Source organism: Streptomyces sp. TS71-3 (genome assembly GCF_018327685.1).
Classification (GTDB): domain Bacteria; phylum Actinomycetota; class Actinomycetes; order Streptomycetales; family Streptomycetaceae; genus Streptomyces.
Window position 1 is genome coordinate 1802234 of record NZ_BNEL01000003.1, and the last position, 14175, is coordinate 1816408.

Annotated in this window: 11 protein-coding genes; 5 read left to right on the top strand and 6 right to left on the bottom strand. The window is 72.0% G+C overall.

Annotation, left to right across the window (positions count from 1 at the left end):
* Positions 1-427: 427 nt before the first annotated feature.
* Complete coding sequence (locus tag Sm713_RS31830) at positions 428-1300, bottom strand: hypothetical protein (protein WP_212913429.1); 873 nt, start codon at positions 1298-1300, stop codon at positions 428-430.
* 486 nt (positions 1301-1786) lie between these two features.
* On the opposite strand from Sm713_RS31830, the gene Sm713_RS31835 reads away from it, so the two are divergent.
* Both Sm713_RS31835 and Sm713_RS31840 read left to right on the top strand, forming a co-directional pair.
* Positions 1787-2638, top strand: coding sequence for a carbon-nitrogen hydrolase family protein (locus tag Sm713_RS31835; RefSeq protein WP_212913430.1), 852 nt, complete (start codon positions 1787-1789; stop codon positions 2636-2638).
* A 155-nt stretch (positions 2639-2793) separates the two neighbouring features.
* Entirely contained in the window at positions 2794-4059 is a 1266-nt protein-coding gene (locus Sm713_RS31840; RefSeq protein ID WP_212913431.1) for a phosphodiester glycosidase family protein, read from the top strand.
* A 345-nt stretch (positions 4060-4404) separates the two neighbouring features.
* On the opposite strand, the gene Sm713_RS31845 is transcribed toward Sm713_RS31840, so the two are convergent.
* The 3 genes from Sm713_RS31845 to Sm713_RS31855 all read right to left on the bottom strand — a co-directional run bounded on the left by Sm713_RS31845 (position 4405) and on the right by Sm713_RS31855 (position 7160).
* Positions 4405-4836, bottom strand: coding sequence for a cupin domain-containing protein (locus Sm713_RS31845; protein ID WP_212913432.1), 432 nt, complete (start codon positions 4834-4836; stop codon positions 4405-4407).
* A gap of 155 nt (positions 4837-4991) precedes the next feature.
* Positions 4992-5819: a phosphoenolpyruvate hydrolase family protein gene (locus Sm713_RS31850; protein ID WP_212913433.1), complete on the bottom strand. Its 828-nt coding sequence runs from the start codon at positions 5817-5819 to the stop codon at positions 4992-4994.
* A 117-nt stretch (positions 5820-5936) separates the two neighbouring features.
* Complete coding sequence (locus tag Sm713_RS31855) at positions 5937-7160, bottom strand: Tm-1-like ATP-binding domain-containing protein (RefSeq protein WP_212913434.1); 1224 nt, start codon at positions 7158-7160, stop codon at positions 5937-5939.
* 457 nt (positions 7161-7617) lie between these two features.
* On the opposite strand from Sm713_RS31855, the gene Sm713_RS31860 reads away from it, so the two are divergent.
* The 3 genes from Sm713_RS31860 (at position 7618) to Sm713_RS31870 (ending at position 11235) form a co-directional block, all read left to right on the top strand.
* The gene (locus Sm713_RS31860) at positions 7618-8157 is read left to right on the top strand and encodes an EF-hand domain-containing protein (RefSeq protein ID WP_212913435.1); all 540 of its coding nucleotides are present in this window, start codon (positions 7618-7620) and stop codon (positions 8155-8157) included.
* Between the two features lie 248 nt (positions 8158-8405).
* A complete protein-coding gene (locus Sm713_RS31865) occupies positions 8406-9485 on the top strand; it encodes a Rieske 2Fe-2S domain-containing protein (protein ID WP_212913436.1) in 1080 nt (359 codons plus the stop codon).
* A gap of 118 nt (positions 9486-9603) precedes the next feature.
* Positions 9604-11235, top strand: coding sequence for a metallophosphoesterase family protein (locus Sm713_RS31870; RefSeq protein WP_249416822.1), 1632 nt, complete (start codon positions 9604-9606; stop codon positions 11233-11235).
* A 101-nt stretch (positions 11236-11336) separates the two neighbouring features.
* Here Sm713_RS31870 and Sm713_RS31875 read toward each other — a convergent pair whose 3' ends face one another.
* Entirely contained in the window at positions 11337-11768 is a 432-nt protein-coding gene (locus Sm713_RS31875) for a cupin domain-containing protein (RefSeq protein WP_212913437.1), read from the bottom strand.
* 83 nt (positions 11769-11851) lie between these two features.
* Complete coding sequence (gene pabB, locus Sm713_RS31880) at positions 11852-14047, bottom strand: aminodeoxychorismate synthase component I (protein ID WP_212913438.1); 2196 nt, start codon at positions 14045-14047, stop codon at positions 11852-11854.
* Positions 14048-14175: the final 128 nt, after the last annotated feature.

The window sequence follows — 14175 nt, forward strand, 5'->3', positions numbered from 1 at the left end:
ACCACCAGGTAAGTGATACCTGACTATCTGTTGTGCGGAGCGTAACACAACTGATACTCGGCTATCGGAAGCGTGGCCGGGTTCCGGCCGGAACGCCGCCTGGCGCGTACGGCTGTTGGGGCAGGCCGCTGCGTTCCGCCGTTCGGACGGGTCGACTTGATCCGCTTGCGTGGCCCTTGGCCTCCCCTTCCTTCGGCTCCCTTCGGGTGCCGGGTGCCGGATACCGCGGGCCGGAAGTTGACCGGATTCCTCCGCCGGACGGGCCGTGGCCGCGCACCCGATCCGGCCTCGGCGCGCATGCGCTGTTCCCGGCCCGCCCCGGGTGGTGACGGGGGGACGGACCGGGAGCCGGGGTGCGGAGTCGGGCGGGAGGCGCGTGGCGGCGCCGACCGGAGAGCGGTCGGCGCGCTGGTGGCCGCCGCCTGCCTCAGCTCGGATTGAGCTTGATGGCGAAGGCGTTGAAGATGTCGCCCACGTCGACCCAGAGGATGGATCGCAGATCAGAGGTGAAGTGACCGCTCACGATCCCGTTGATCTGGCGGGAGTCGGGGTCGTTGATGGTGATCACCGGGCCGTTCGTGTACACGACGTCGTTGACGTTGTAGCAGTGCCCCGCGGTCACCAGCCACTGCCGGCCGTCCCACGTGCTGATCGCGGGGATCCCGCTGGTGCAGTAGGACGGGCCGCCCAGGCTCCCGCCGAGCGCGGCGCCGCCGTAGAACGGGGCGGTGTCGCTCTCCCGGCTCGTGGGGGTGGCCGTCGTGCCCTGCTGGACGTCGACCGGGACGGCGGACCGGCGCGTGCCGAAGTACGTGCGTGCGGCGCCGGTGTCCTTCGCCAGAACGGTGATCTTGCTGCCGTCCACCGCCGCCGAGGCGCCGAGCATGGTGAAGGGCAGGTCGGAGGCCTCGTCGTGCAGCGAGGTGATGGTCTCGTGCAGCTCGGCCCGGGTGTGCTGTCCCTGCTTGAACGTGATGTGCGCGGAGCCGGGCTTCGTGGCGCTCCTCCGCATGTCGCGGAGGAACGAGTCCGCTTCCTTCAGCGAGGTGAGGTACACGTTGACGCCCCGGTATCCAGGGGCGATCTCGGCACCGCTGAAGACGTCCTGCCGTTGCCCCTGGCCGACCATGGTGGCGGACTGGGCCGCCTGTCTGAGCGGGGCGAGGACCTTCGCCTGCCGGTCCGGCGACATGGCCGCCATCTGGCTGTCCGTGTAAGGGAGCGGCTCGCCGGCCGAAGCCTGGTGAGCCAGCAGTGGCAGCAGCAGTAACGGCGCCGCGGCCAGAATTCCGTACTTCATGCGCGAGAACATGAAACCCCTTGCGTCGAATGAGGGAGGAGCCGTGCATGCGCAGAGCAGGAAGGCTAACGGGCCGTTTTGCGCGCTTCCAGGGCTCTGGACGGAATATGTGCTCCGCAGCCGCTATCTGGTCAGGCGAGTGCTTCGAGGAGTTTGTCGGCAATCCATCTGGCCGTATGCGCGGACGATTTGTTCGAGTCTGATGAGCCCCCAGGCGCCACTCGGCTCCACGGGGGTCACGCACGGAGGAAACGCGGGATGAGCTGGTGTGACGCGGCCGCCGCGGGAAGCGCGAGGGGGCCGTGTCGCGGTGGCGTGTGGGCCCCGGTGACTGGCCGGATAGTTCGCCGGAAAGGCGCGGTACCGCAGATGCGGCCGAGGCGGCCGAGGTGACGGGCGGCTGCCGGGTCGCGAATTCCTCGCCCCCCTTACCGCGAAAGACCGCCAACCGCGCTGACACCGCGGCGCCTGGTATAGAAACGTCGCATGGCGGACCGCATCCGGATAGCAGCAGCGCAGAGCCCGGTCACGTGCGACCCCGTGGCCAATGGAAAAGCGGTGCGTGAGCTGATGGTGGCCGCCCATGAGGCCGGTGCCCGGCTCGTGCACTTTCCGGAGGGGGCGATCTCGGGTTGTCCCGGGGGGCCCGAGGAGAAGCGGGCGCTGGCCGGCTGGGCCATCGACTGGGAGCCGGTGCGCGACCAGTTGGAGCGGACAGCCAGGCTGGCGGGCGATCTCAGGCTGTGGATCGTCGTCGGATCCAGCCACCGGCTGACCCCGCCCAACCGGCCGCACAACAGCCTCTACGTCATCTCCGACGAGGGCAGGCTGACCGGCCGCTACGACAAGCGCCGGTGCTCGCACACGGAGATCACGGGCTGGTACTCACCCGGGTTCGAGCCGCTGACCTTCGACGTCGACGGCTTCCGGTTCGGCGGCGCCCTGTGCATCGAGGTCAACTTCCCGGAGCTCTTCGCCGAGTACCGCGAGCTGGGCGTGGACTGCGTCCTGTTCTCCTCGTTCTCCGAGGACCCGGTGTTCGACGTGCTGGCCCGCGCGCACGCGGCGTCCCACACCTACTGGGTCAGCACATCCGTTCCGGCGCAGCTCAGCACCGCCATGTCCGCGGGCGTCATCGGCCCGCACGGTTCCTGGCTGGACCGCTGCCCGGCGGACGGCACGGCAGCGCTCGCCTGCGTGGACCTCGACCGCACCGACCCCGGCCTCGACATCGCACTGAACAAGGCCCGGCCCTGGCGCGGCATCTCCCGGGCCGGCCAGATCTACGAGGCCCGTCGCGTCAGCGACTCGCGCAGCACGGATCGCACCCGTTTCTGAGGCGCTCGTCCCGGCCGCACCGCCGCCGTCCATCCCCGCCGTCCCTCCACGCGCTCGCCGGTCATATCCGAATCCGCCGGGCTGTTAACTCCGATGTCGCAAGCCATCAATGACCGCCGCCTCGCGCGTTCCCCCGCCTCGCGGAGGGTCGGGGCATGGTGATCACCTCCCGGCAGCGAACCGGAATGACGCGTGCCGCCGCGGCCGCGGCCGCCGCACTGAGCCTCGTTCTCGTCCCGACCCACCACGTGGAGGCCGCCGGTGCGGCCCTCCCGCTCGGTGACGCCGATCTCCCGGAGGCGCGCAGCACCCAGAGCCTGGCCGACGGCGTCACGCTGACCCGCATCGTCCGGGGGACCGAGCCCGCCCCGGCCGACCAGATCAACACCACGCCGCGCGGCCCCTGGGTCGTCAACGTCCTGACGATCGACCCCCACAAGACCCGCGGGCACCTGGAGGCGACCTACGGGCCGGACCTGGCGAAGACCGAGCCGGTCACCGACCTCGTCCGCTCCTCGGGCGCCCTGGCCGGCGTCAACGCCTCCTTCTTCACCTTCACCGCCAGCGAGCAGTACCCCGGCGACCCGGTGGGCCTCGGCCTGTACGGCGGAAAGCTGCTCAGCGAGCCCACGACCGACCCCACCGAGGCCGACTTCGTCGTGGACTCCAAGAGCAACCGCGCCCTGATGGGCCGGCTGAAGTGGTCCGGCGGTGTCCAGAACCGGAAGACCAGGGCGGCACTGCCGCTGGAGTACGTCGACCACCCGCCGGTGGTGCCCGCCGACTGCGCGGACCTCACCGACCAGACGCAGTGCACCACGCCGGGCGACGTGGTCCGGTTCACCCCCGAGTTCGCCGGCTCCACCCCCTCGGGCAACGGAGTCGAGGTCGTCCTCGACCGCAAGGGCTGCGTGGTCCGGACGTCGGGGACCCGCGGCACGCAGCTGGCGGCCGGCCAGACGTCGTTGCAGGCCACCGGCCGGGACGCGTTGACGCTGCTCCAGGTCGCCGGCGAGGGGTGCGTGAACACCACGTCCAGGCTGACCGACGAGCAGGGCCGCGAACTCCCCATGAGCTCCGGGCTGTACGGCGTGACCGGGCGCTACCGCCTGACCGCCGGTGGCAAGGTGGTCGTGCCGCCGGGCAGCGGCAGCTTCTTCGACCGCAACCCGCGCACCATCGCCGGTACGACACGGCAGGGCTCGATCGTGCTCGCCACGATCGACGGCCGCATGGTCACGAGCGTGGGCACCACGATGGACGAGACCGCCGCCGTCGCCAATGCGTTGGGCCTGGACGACTCCATCAACCTCGACGGCGGCGGCTCCACCACCCTGTCCGTCAAGGGCGACCTGGTGAACCAGCCGAGCGGGCCCATCCGGTCGGTCGGCGACGCGCTGGTCTTCGTCGACCACCGCTAGGTCGTGTCCGGCGGATCTTCGTGGATCAGCCTGTGGCGTCTGGTGCCGTGCATCGCAAGGCGGAGGATCGTCCTCGTACGGGGCGTACCCGGATGACTCCGACAACGCGGCGAGGTGCGGTGCTGGGGGCACTCCCCCACTGCCCTGAACGGGCGTGGGAGGTACCCCCACCCACGCCCTTCAGGCAGTGGGGGAGTCGCGGGCCCACGAAGATCCGCCGGACACGACCTAGTACGGCGCCGCCGCTGCAAGACGCGCCGGGGCTGGTCGGCGGCGGGGTTCCTCGGCGTTCCCGGCGGGAGGTGGTGCTCCCGCCGGGAGGCGTCCGGCGCGTCCGGCACCCGCTCAGCGGGCGCGTTCCCACACCGGCGGGACGCCCGGCGCGAGCACCGCGTAGTCGGGGGCTCCGCGCAGGGCGCGCTCCGCGCCGCCCGGCGTGTAGACGGCGATGAGCCGCAGCTGGCGCCATCCGGTGTTGAAGGTCGAGTGGAGCGTGCCCTTCGGCACGAACACGAAGTCGCCCGTGCGCACCGGGAACTCGCCCGAGTCCCCGACGGTCTGGACGCCCTCGCCGTCGATGACGTACAGGACCTCGTCGGACTCCGGGTGGGTGTGGAGGGCGTGCCCCTTGGCGGGGTTGATCGTCACCTCGCCGGTGGTCACGTCCGCGCCCGGGAAGAGGTCCGCGCTCACGCCCCACTTGATGCTTCCCCAGTCGAAGACCTCGGTCGGCAAGTCGCTCTGCGCGGTGCTGACCCTCGCCTTGTGCTCGTCCACGCTCTGTCTCCTCACACGCTGTCGTCCTGGAGTCCGGCGCCGGGGCCGGGGCCGGAGGGCCATACCCTCAAGGTCCGGAAGGTCACGCCCTCAGGCCTGGAGGCCGTGCACTCGGGGCCTGGAGGCCGTGCACTCAGGGCCCGAAGGCCACGCCCTCAAGGCCTGAAGGTGAGGCCCTTGAAGGCCTCGGTCTGCCGGCGGATGGCGACCTCCGTGGGCAGGCGCTCGATCGAGCTCGCGCCGAAGAACCCCACGACCCCCCGGGTCCGCGAGAGCACGTACTGCGCGTCCTCGGGCTCCGCGATGGGTCCGCCGTGGCACAGCACGAGGATGTCGGGGTTGACCGAGGCCGCCGCGTCCCGCATCGCCTGGACGCGCGTGACGCACTCGTCGAGGGTGAGCGTGGTGTGCGCCCCGATGCTGCCCTTGGTGGTCAGGCCCATGTGGGGGACGAGGACGTCGGCGCCGGCCTCGGCCATGGCCCTCGCCTGATCGGTGTCGAACACGTACGGCGCGGTCAGCAGGCCGCGCTCGTGGGCGGCCGCGATCATCTCGACCTCCAGGCCGAAGCCCATCCCGGTCTCTTCCAGGTTCTGGCGGAAGACGCCGTCGATCAGCCCGACCGTCGGGAAGTTCTGCACGCCGGCGAACCCGGCCTCCCCCACCTGGTCGAGGAAGCGGCCCATCACCCGGAACGGATCCGTGCCGTTGACCCCCGCGAGCACGGGCGTGTCCCGCACCACCGGAAGCACCTCGTCCGCCATCTCCATGACGATCGCGTTCGCGTCGCCGTACGCCATCAGGCCCGCGAGCGAGCCCCGGCCGGCCATCCGGTACCGGCCCGAGTTGTAGATGATGAGCAGGTCGATTCCGCCCGCCTCGGCCGACTTGGCGGACAGGCCCGTCCCGGCGCCGCCGCCGATGATCGGGCGCCCCGCGGCGACGGCGGCCCTGAGCCGTTCGAGTGCTGCGTTCCGTTCCACGATCGCATTCCTTCCCGCCCACGCGCGCGTGGGCACCCGCTTCCTGTCGCGTCCCGCCCGCCCGGGCGCACCTCCATGTGCGGGGCCCGGGGCGACCGGGCCCGCCCGCGGTCGCGCTCAGCCGGTCGCGGCGATCATCCGGTGCAGGCGCTGGGCCGCGTCGCGCCCGAACCCGGGGTCGTTGATGTGCGCGTCCACCTCGACGACCTCGACCGGCGAGCCGTCGGCCGCGCCGCGCAGCGAGGAGAAGAGCGCGTCGTCCGCGGCGGTGTCCCGGAACGGCCCGCCGTCCTTGTCTATGCCGCTCACACCGCGCAGCGGCAGGAGGACGGTGACCGGGCCGCGTGCGCCGGACAGCTTCGTGCCGATGCGCCGGCCGAGTTCCGCGTTCTCCTCCGGCGTGGTGCGCATCAGCGTCACGGTCGGATTGTGGACCACGAAGGTCCGGTCGCCGAAGCCGGCTGGCACGGTCTCCCGCGGGCCGAAGTTGACCATGTCGACCGCACCGGTCGAGACGACCTGCGGGATGCCCCGCTCGCCGGCCGCCTCCAGCCGGTGCGGCCCCGCGCTCAGCACGCCCCCGACGAGGTCGTCGGCGAGCTCCGTGGTGGTCAGGTCGAGCACTCCCGCGAGCCGGCCGTCGCCTGCCAGCTTCTCCAGCGCCCGCCCGCCGGCACCGGTGGCGTGGAAGACGAGCGGTTCGTAGCCGAGGCGCACCAGCTCAGCGCGTGCCTCGTCGACGGCGGGTGTGGTCAGGCCGAACATCGACAGGCCGACGAGCGGCCTGCTCTCGCCCGCGGGCGCGCCGCGGCGGTTCTCCTGCTCCGCCGCCATCGCGGCTGCCGCTGCCGCGGCGTTGCCGAAGACCTGCTCGGAGACCGAGTTGATCCCGGCCACGTCGACCACCGAGTACATCAGCGTGACGTCCGATTCGCCCACGTACGGCGAGACGTCGCCCGCGGCCATGGTGGAGACCAGGAGCTTGGGGACGCCGACGGGCAGGGCGCGCATGGCCCGGGCCGCGACCGACGAGCCGCCGGAGCCGCCGACGGCGAGCACGGCGTCGAGCCGGTCCTCCGCGTGCAGCGCCAGCACCACCGCGGCGGCACCGGAGGCCATCGCCTCCATGGCCGCGCCGCGGTCGTTCGCCTCCCGGAGGGCGCTGAGGTCCGCGCCGCCCGCGATGGCCACCTCCGCCGCTCCGACGTCCGCGTCCGCATGCGAGAACGCACCCACGTCCACCGTGACGGCGTCCGCGCCGTGCGCCCGTACCCGGTCGGCGAGCCACGCGTACTCCTCGCCCTTGGTGTCCATCGTGCCGATGAGAACGACCGTGGCCATCCCGCCCGCCTCCTGCTCGCCTTTGAGCCGTCTGTGCTCTGCTCCGTGCTCTGCCTTGCCGGTCCTGCCGGTCCCTCCGGTCCCGCCGGAGCCGCGCGGCAGGCGTCTCGGACGCCGGTGCGCGGACACCGTCTCCCGACCGGGGAAGAGGGCGGCTTCCGGGCCGCTCTCCCTCCGGCGGCACGGGCCGCCACGCCGCGGCCTGGCGCCAGACCGGACCATCCGGCTTCCCTTCCCCGTTCGGGCACGGGTAACCCGCCGTCCCGGCGACAGCCCAGGTCCGGGTGCCGCAGTCGCGCACGTTCCACCGGGGTCCCGCCAAAGGGTGATTGTTCAGACGCATGTGCCCATGGAAGCGGATGTGTGCCGGGCATACAGTCACACGTTGTCCGCAGGCCCGTGCGGTGGCCGGCGGTGGTTCGGTTCATGACTCGGATCGACGTGGGGGAGGCCGCTCATGGCCAGTGCGTTTCAGGAGCGCAAACTCAAGGGGATGTTCGCGGCGTTCGACGCGGACGGCGACGGCTTTCTGCGCGAGGACGACTTCAGGGCGCTCGTCGACCGCTGGAGCCGGCTGCCGGGAGTGGACCCGGGGACGGAGTCGCACGCGCGGATGGAGACGCTGCTGATGGGCTGGTGGGCGGCGCTCCTGGAGAACGGCGACGCGAACGGCGACGGCACGGTCGACATGGACGAACTGCTCTCGCTCGTCGGCAAGCTGCCCACCATGACCGGGGACGTCACCGCGACCGCCGAGCTTCTCTTCGAGGCGGTGGACGCCGACGGCGACGGCCGTATCACCCCGGAAGAACACCGGAGGCTCGTCGAGACCTGGAACGGTCGGCCCGTGGACCTGACGGGCATCTTCGACCTGCTCGACCTGAACGGCGACGGCCACCTCGACCGCGAGGAGTTCTCGACGCTCTGGCGCCAGTTCTGGATCAGCGACGACCCGGCGGCCCCGGGCAACTGGCTCTGCGGCCGCTTCCCCGCCTGACGGTCCGGGCCCCCGAGCCGTGACCGTCGCGGACGCCGCCATGCAGTGCCTCGGCTGGATGCGGCGCGCGCGGGCACGGCCCGGCTCCGGCGTCATGGGCTTCCGTTCCTGAGGCACGGCCGGGGCCAACGGGCGCCAGGTGCGGGTGTGTTGTGAGGCATGCACTCGTTGGGGTGATATACGGAGAAGAAGGATCTTCTGCGGATCAACGGGTATTTTCCTGGATGGTGACGCAGAAGGGTGTATGCATGGGATCGGCACGCGAGTACTCCGGGACCATCAGCGAGGGGCCGACTCCGGCGGATGTGGCGCGCGCGCCCGGTCTGCCCTTTCCGAGCGGCTGGTCGGCGCTGGCCTTCTCCGACGAGCTGCGGCCGGGCACGGTCCTCACCCGGCCGCTCGCCGGCCAGGACGTGGTGCTGTACCGCCGCGCCTCGGGAGCGGTCCATGCCATCGAGCCGTTCTGCCCCCATCTCGGCGCGCACCTGGGCCTGGCGAAGGTCGACGGCGACCGCCTGGTGTGCCCCTTCCACTTCTTCGCGTTCGGCCCCGACGGCCGGTGCGCGGAGACGGCGTACGACGCTCCGCCGCCGAGGCTCTCGCTGACACCGCTGCCGGTGCTGGAGGTCAACGGCGCCGTGTTCGTCTGGCGGCACCACGACGGCCGTGAGCCTGACTGGTCGATCCCGCAGTGGCACACCGTCGGCCACCTGCCGGCCCGTCACCGGGCCTGGGAACTGGCGGGCCACGCCCAGGAGGTGATCGAGAACTCCGTGGACCTCGGGCACTTCGCCACGCTGCACGGCTGGGCGAAGGCCGAGATGGGCGGCCCGGTCAGCTACGACAAGGCCGCCTTCCACGTCTCGATGAGAGCCCACGAACGGGCGCCCGTGCTCGGCGACTTCGTGGTGGAGATCGAGGTGGACGGGTTCGGGCTCGCCTGCCTGCACGCCGACATCCGCACCCCGCGCATCGGCCTTCAGATGTGCACGATGGTCATGCCGACGGCCATTGCCCCCGGCCGCATGCAGTTCCGCCAGCTCAACCGCATCGCCTTCACGGAACCGCGCCGGCTGCCCTCACCGCTGGCACGCGCGGTGAGCAGAACGGCCGCCAGGCTGTTCGACGGCCCCATCTTCCGGTCGAGTTGCGACTTCACCGCCGCCGACTTCCCGATCTGGCAGCACAAGCGCTACCTCCAGCCGCCCGGACTCGCCCAGGGCGACGGGCCCATCGGCGTGTTCCGCCGCTGGGCCAGGCAGTTCTATCCGGGGCCGGAGAAGACCGGGCCGCAGGAGGCGGGTCCGGAGAAGACCCGCGGGGAGTGAGCCGGGCGCCCGCGAGGCTGCCCGGTGACCGAAAGGAGACGCTACCGAAAGGAGACGGTCCCAGGCCGTTCACCCGCCGGTCGCATACCTTTCCGCGGCCGGCAGCAGGGTGTTCCACATGTCCAACGATGAGCAGTTGTTCACCTCGTACCTGTCGAGACGCGGCATGCTCGCGGCCGCCGGCGTCGTCGGTACCGCCGTCGCGGCCGGTCCGCTGGCCGGTTCGGCCTCCGCCGCCCCCTCCTCGTCGGCCGCGACGGCCGGGACGCCCTCAGCCGCCGGTGGACCGGCCGGCGACCCTCGGAGCACGCCGGTGGTCAACGGCCTGCACCTGCAGTTCGGCGCCGACGCCTCCAGCGAGGTCGTCGTCTCCTGGCACACGCTCCAGCCGGTGAAGAAGGCCCGCGTCCTGCTCGGCGGCCCGGACGGTCGCTACGCGCGCAGCTACCAGGCCCAGACGGCGAGCTACACCGACGCCCAGTCCGGCCAGGTCGTGTACGCCCAGCACGCCCGCCTCACCGGTCTCGCGGCCGGGCGGGAGTACGTGTACCTCGCCGTGCACGAGGGCACCCAGCCCGTCTCCGGCACCTTCGCCACGGCGCCGAAGGGCCGCGCGGCCTTCACGTTCACCAGCTTCGGCGACCAGGGCACGCCCACCACCGGGAAGAAGTTCGTGCCGCCCGCGGGCGTCGAGCTGCCCAACCCGCCGTTCGTCAACGACAACCTCGGCGGTCCGGCGTCCGGCAACCTGCCCACCGCGATCGAGCGCGTCCAGCCGCTGTTCCACCTCTTCAACGGCGACCTGTGCTACGCCAACCTGGCCACCGACCGGGTGCGCACCTGGTCGGACTTCTGGGACAACAACACCCGCAGCGCGCGCTTCCGCCCCTGGATGCCCGCGCCCGGCAACCACGAGAACGAGCTCGGCAACGGCCCCATCGGCTACCGGGCCTTCCAGACGTACTTCTCGCTGCCGCGGCAGGCCGGGCAGACCGACGACACCGCCGGCCTCTGGTACGCGATGACCGTCGGCTCGGTCCGGGTGATCTTCCTCGCCAACGACGACATCTGCCTCCAGGACGGCGGCAGCAGCTACGTGCGCGGCTACTCCAACGGCGCGCAGAAGGCGTGGCTGGAGAAGGAACTGCGCCGCACCCGGGCCGACCGCGACATCGACTGGGTCGTGGTGTGCATGCACCAGGTCGCCGTCAGCACCGCGGACCAGTTCAACGGCGCCGACCTCGCCATCCGCCAGGAGTGGCTGCCGCTGTTCGACGAGTACGGCGTGGACCTCGTCGTCTGCGGCCACGAGCACCACTACGAGCGGAGCCACCCGATACGCGGCCGGCAGGAGAACGCGACGCTCACCCCGGTCCCCGCGGCGACCCGTACGGACGTCATCGACACCACCGAGGGCACCGTCCACATGGTGATCGGCGGCGGTGGCACGTCCGCGCCGTCGAACCAGCTGTTCTTCAACCCGCCGGCGTGCCGCGTCATCACGTCGGTCGGCCCCGCCGATCCGACGACGGGCAAGCGCCCGCCGGTCTACACCCGCGAGGACGCGCCGTGGTCCGCGGTCCGCGACTCCGCGAACTCCTACGGTTTCGCCGCGTTCAGCGTGGACCCGGGCCGGCACCCCGGTGACAGGACGCGGATCACCGTGACGTACTACGACGTCGTCGGCACGCAGGGCGAGTTGAAGCCGTTCGAGACGTTCACCCTGGAGCGCCGCCGTTCCGACGGCTGAGGCCGCCTGACGCCGGTGCCCGACGCGAGGACGCGCCGGCCGGCCCACCCGGTTCAGCCCGGGCGGGCCGGCCGGGCGGGCCGGTAGAACGGTCATGCGGGCTACTGGAAGTCGCAGCCCGGGTTGGGCGCGTCCTCCGACAGCGGGCTTCCGGCGGGGTCCACGTAGAGGACGTCGAGCACCATGGGCTCCGAGCCGAGGTTGCGCCCCACGTGGACGTGGTCGGCGCCGGAGGGCTCGGTGAAGAACGCGCCCTTCTTGTACGTCCCGTCGGTGCCGCAGGAGGAGTTGAAGTGGCTGAGCGTCCCCTGCTTCACGTAGGCGTACAGGGTGCCGTCGTGGAAGTGCCAGCCCGTGCTGCCGCCCGGCTCGATGGTGATCTCGCGGAGGACGTAGTCCTTTCCGTCGATCGTCGTCTGGCTGATGATCGTTCCGGTGACGCCCGATCCGGGGGTGGCGCTGGCGGTCGTGGCCGCGAGGGTCAGTCCGGCGACCGCCGAGGCGACCAGACCTGACCGAAGAAGTTTGTTCATGGCTGGGTGGTTCTCCCTGTGTACGTACGCGTGCGGCCTCATCGGCCGATTCCGGTCGTGGACCGCCCCAAGCGTGGTTGAACCTACAACAGGCCCTGGTGGCCTCGAACGATGGGCCGCCCCGCCGACGTCGCCGCACCAGGAACCTGACCGGTGCCGCGTTCCGGAAAGGGAAGGCCGAGCAGCTTCAGCAGGGGAGTGGCCTTGACGGCGGTCTCCTCGTACTCGGCCTCCGCGTCGGACAGCGCGATGACGGCGCCTCCGACGCCGAAGTCCACCCGGTCCGCGGAGACCACGAGCGTCCGGATCACGACGCTGAAGTCCGCGGCGCCGGACAGCGAGAAGTAGCCGAGGGCGCCCGAGTACACCCCGCGCGGGCCCTCCTCCAGGCGGTCGAGCACCTGCATCGTGCGGATCTTCGGCGCCCCGGTCATGGAGCCCGCGGGGAAGGCGGCGCGGACGCAGTCCACGGCCGTGCGGTGCGGCCGCAGCCTGGCCCGCACCGTGCTCACCAGCTGGTGGACGGTGCTGAAGCTCTCGACCGCGAACAGCGGGTCCACCGTCACCGAACCGAGTACCGCGCAGCTGCCGAGGTCGTTGCGGACCAGGTCCGTGATCATCAGGTTCTCGGCCCGGTCCTTCTCGCTGGCCAGCAACTCCGCGCGGAGCCGGGCGTCCTCGGCGGGATCGGCGGACCGCGGCCGGGTCCCCTTGATGGGCCTCGACTCGGCGACACCGTCGCCGGTCACCTGGAGGAACCGCTCGGGCGAGCAGCTGAGCACCGAGAGCCCGCCGAACCTGAGCAGCGCGGCGAACGGCACCGGGTTGGCGCGGCGCAGCGCGCGGTAGGCCTCCCAGGGGTCGAGGGCGCCGTCCACCCGGCCCGCGTTGGTCAGGCAGACCTCGTAGGTCTCGCCCGCCTCGATCTCCTTCCGGCAGGCGGCGACGAGGGAGAGGTAACGGTTCTTCCCGTGGCGCAGCCGTAGTGCTCCGAAGCGGCCGGCCACCTGCGCCGCCGGGGCCGTTCGGTTCGGCGCCTCCGGAGCGCCCTGCACGCGGGACGGGTTCTCCGGACGCGGCAGCCGCAGCAGCCGTTCCGCGGTCTCCGCGAGCCACCGCTCGGCCGGTTCCGGGGACCCGGCCTCGGCGAGTGCGAGCAGCCGGACCTCGTCCGTGCGGTGGTCGAAGGCGACGGCCCGGTCCGCGAAGATCATCTGTGCGTCGGGGTGCGGGGAGCGGTGGACGCGCTCGCCGCCGGTCTCGGCCTTGAGCTCGTAGCCGAGGTAGCCGACCCAGCCGAGCGCGAACCCGTGCGGCAGATCGGGGACGTCGACCCGGCGCGCTGCCAGGTCGTCCCGCATCCAGTCGAAGACGCCGCCCCGGTGGACGTGTTCGCCCGCCGCGTCCGAGACGGTGACGCGGCCGGCCCACACGTCGGCCGTAAGGGTGCGTGCCAGCGGCCCCCGGGCGTCCCCCATGAAGGAGAACCGCCCGCGGCCGTCCGCGTGCAGGCTGCTGTCCAGCCAGAACGCGCGGTCAGTGGCCCCGTACAGCTCCGCGAAGACGGCCTCGGGGTCCAGCGAGAGACCCGGGGGAAGCACCCGCGAGTGGACCCGGTGGGTGTACGCGGGAGCGGGCTCCTCGGCCACCCGGGTGCGGTGGACGGCGGGCGCGGCGGCCGGTTCGACGCCGTGCGTGCGCTGCCACCGGCGGGTAAGCTCCGCGAAGTTGCGCATGAGCCTGAGACCGTGCTCCGAGGAGATCGACTCGGGGTGGAACTGCACGCCCCAGAGGGGCCGGGTGCGGTGCCTGATCGCCATCAGCACGCCGTCGTCGGCGTGGGCGACCGGTTCGATCCCCTCGGGCAGCGCGGCGGCCACGAGGGAGTGGTACCGCACGGCCTCGAACGGTGAGGGGATGCCCTCGAACAGGCCGTCGCCGTCGTGGACGATGCGCGAGGTGAGGCCGTGCCGCACCTCGGGCGCCGGCTCCACCCGGCCGCCGAGGACCTGGCAGATGCCCTGGTGGCCCAGGCACACCCCCAGCAGCGGGATCCGCCCGGCGCGCACGGCGTCGGCGCAGACGCCGAAGTCGGGCGGCCGCTCGGGGCTGCCGGGGCCGGGCGAGATCACGACGTTGTCGAACTCCCGCAGCAGGTCAGGGCGCCAGCCGGGTTCGTCGTTGCGCACGACGACGGGCGCCACGCCCGTGGCCCGCCCGACGAGGTGGTACAGGTTGTGCGTGAACGAGTCGTAGTTGTCGATGATCAGGGTTCTCAACGGACGCCTCGTTCCGCGGCGGCAACACGTGGTCCGCTCGCCGGGGCGCCCCGGTGGCCGTGTCCGGCCGCGGCGGGCGGTCGCGCGTGGCTCATGAGCCGTCCCGCCGCGCTCGCCGGTGGGCCCGT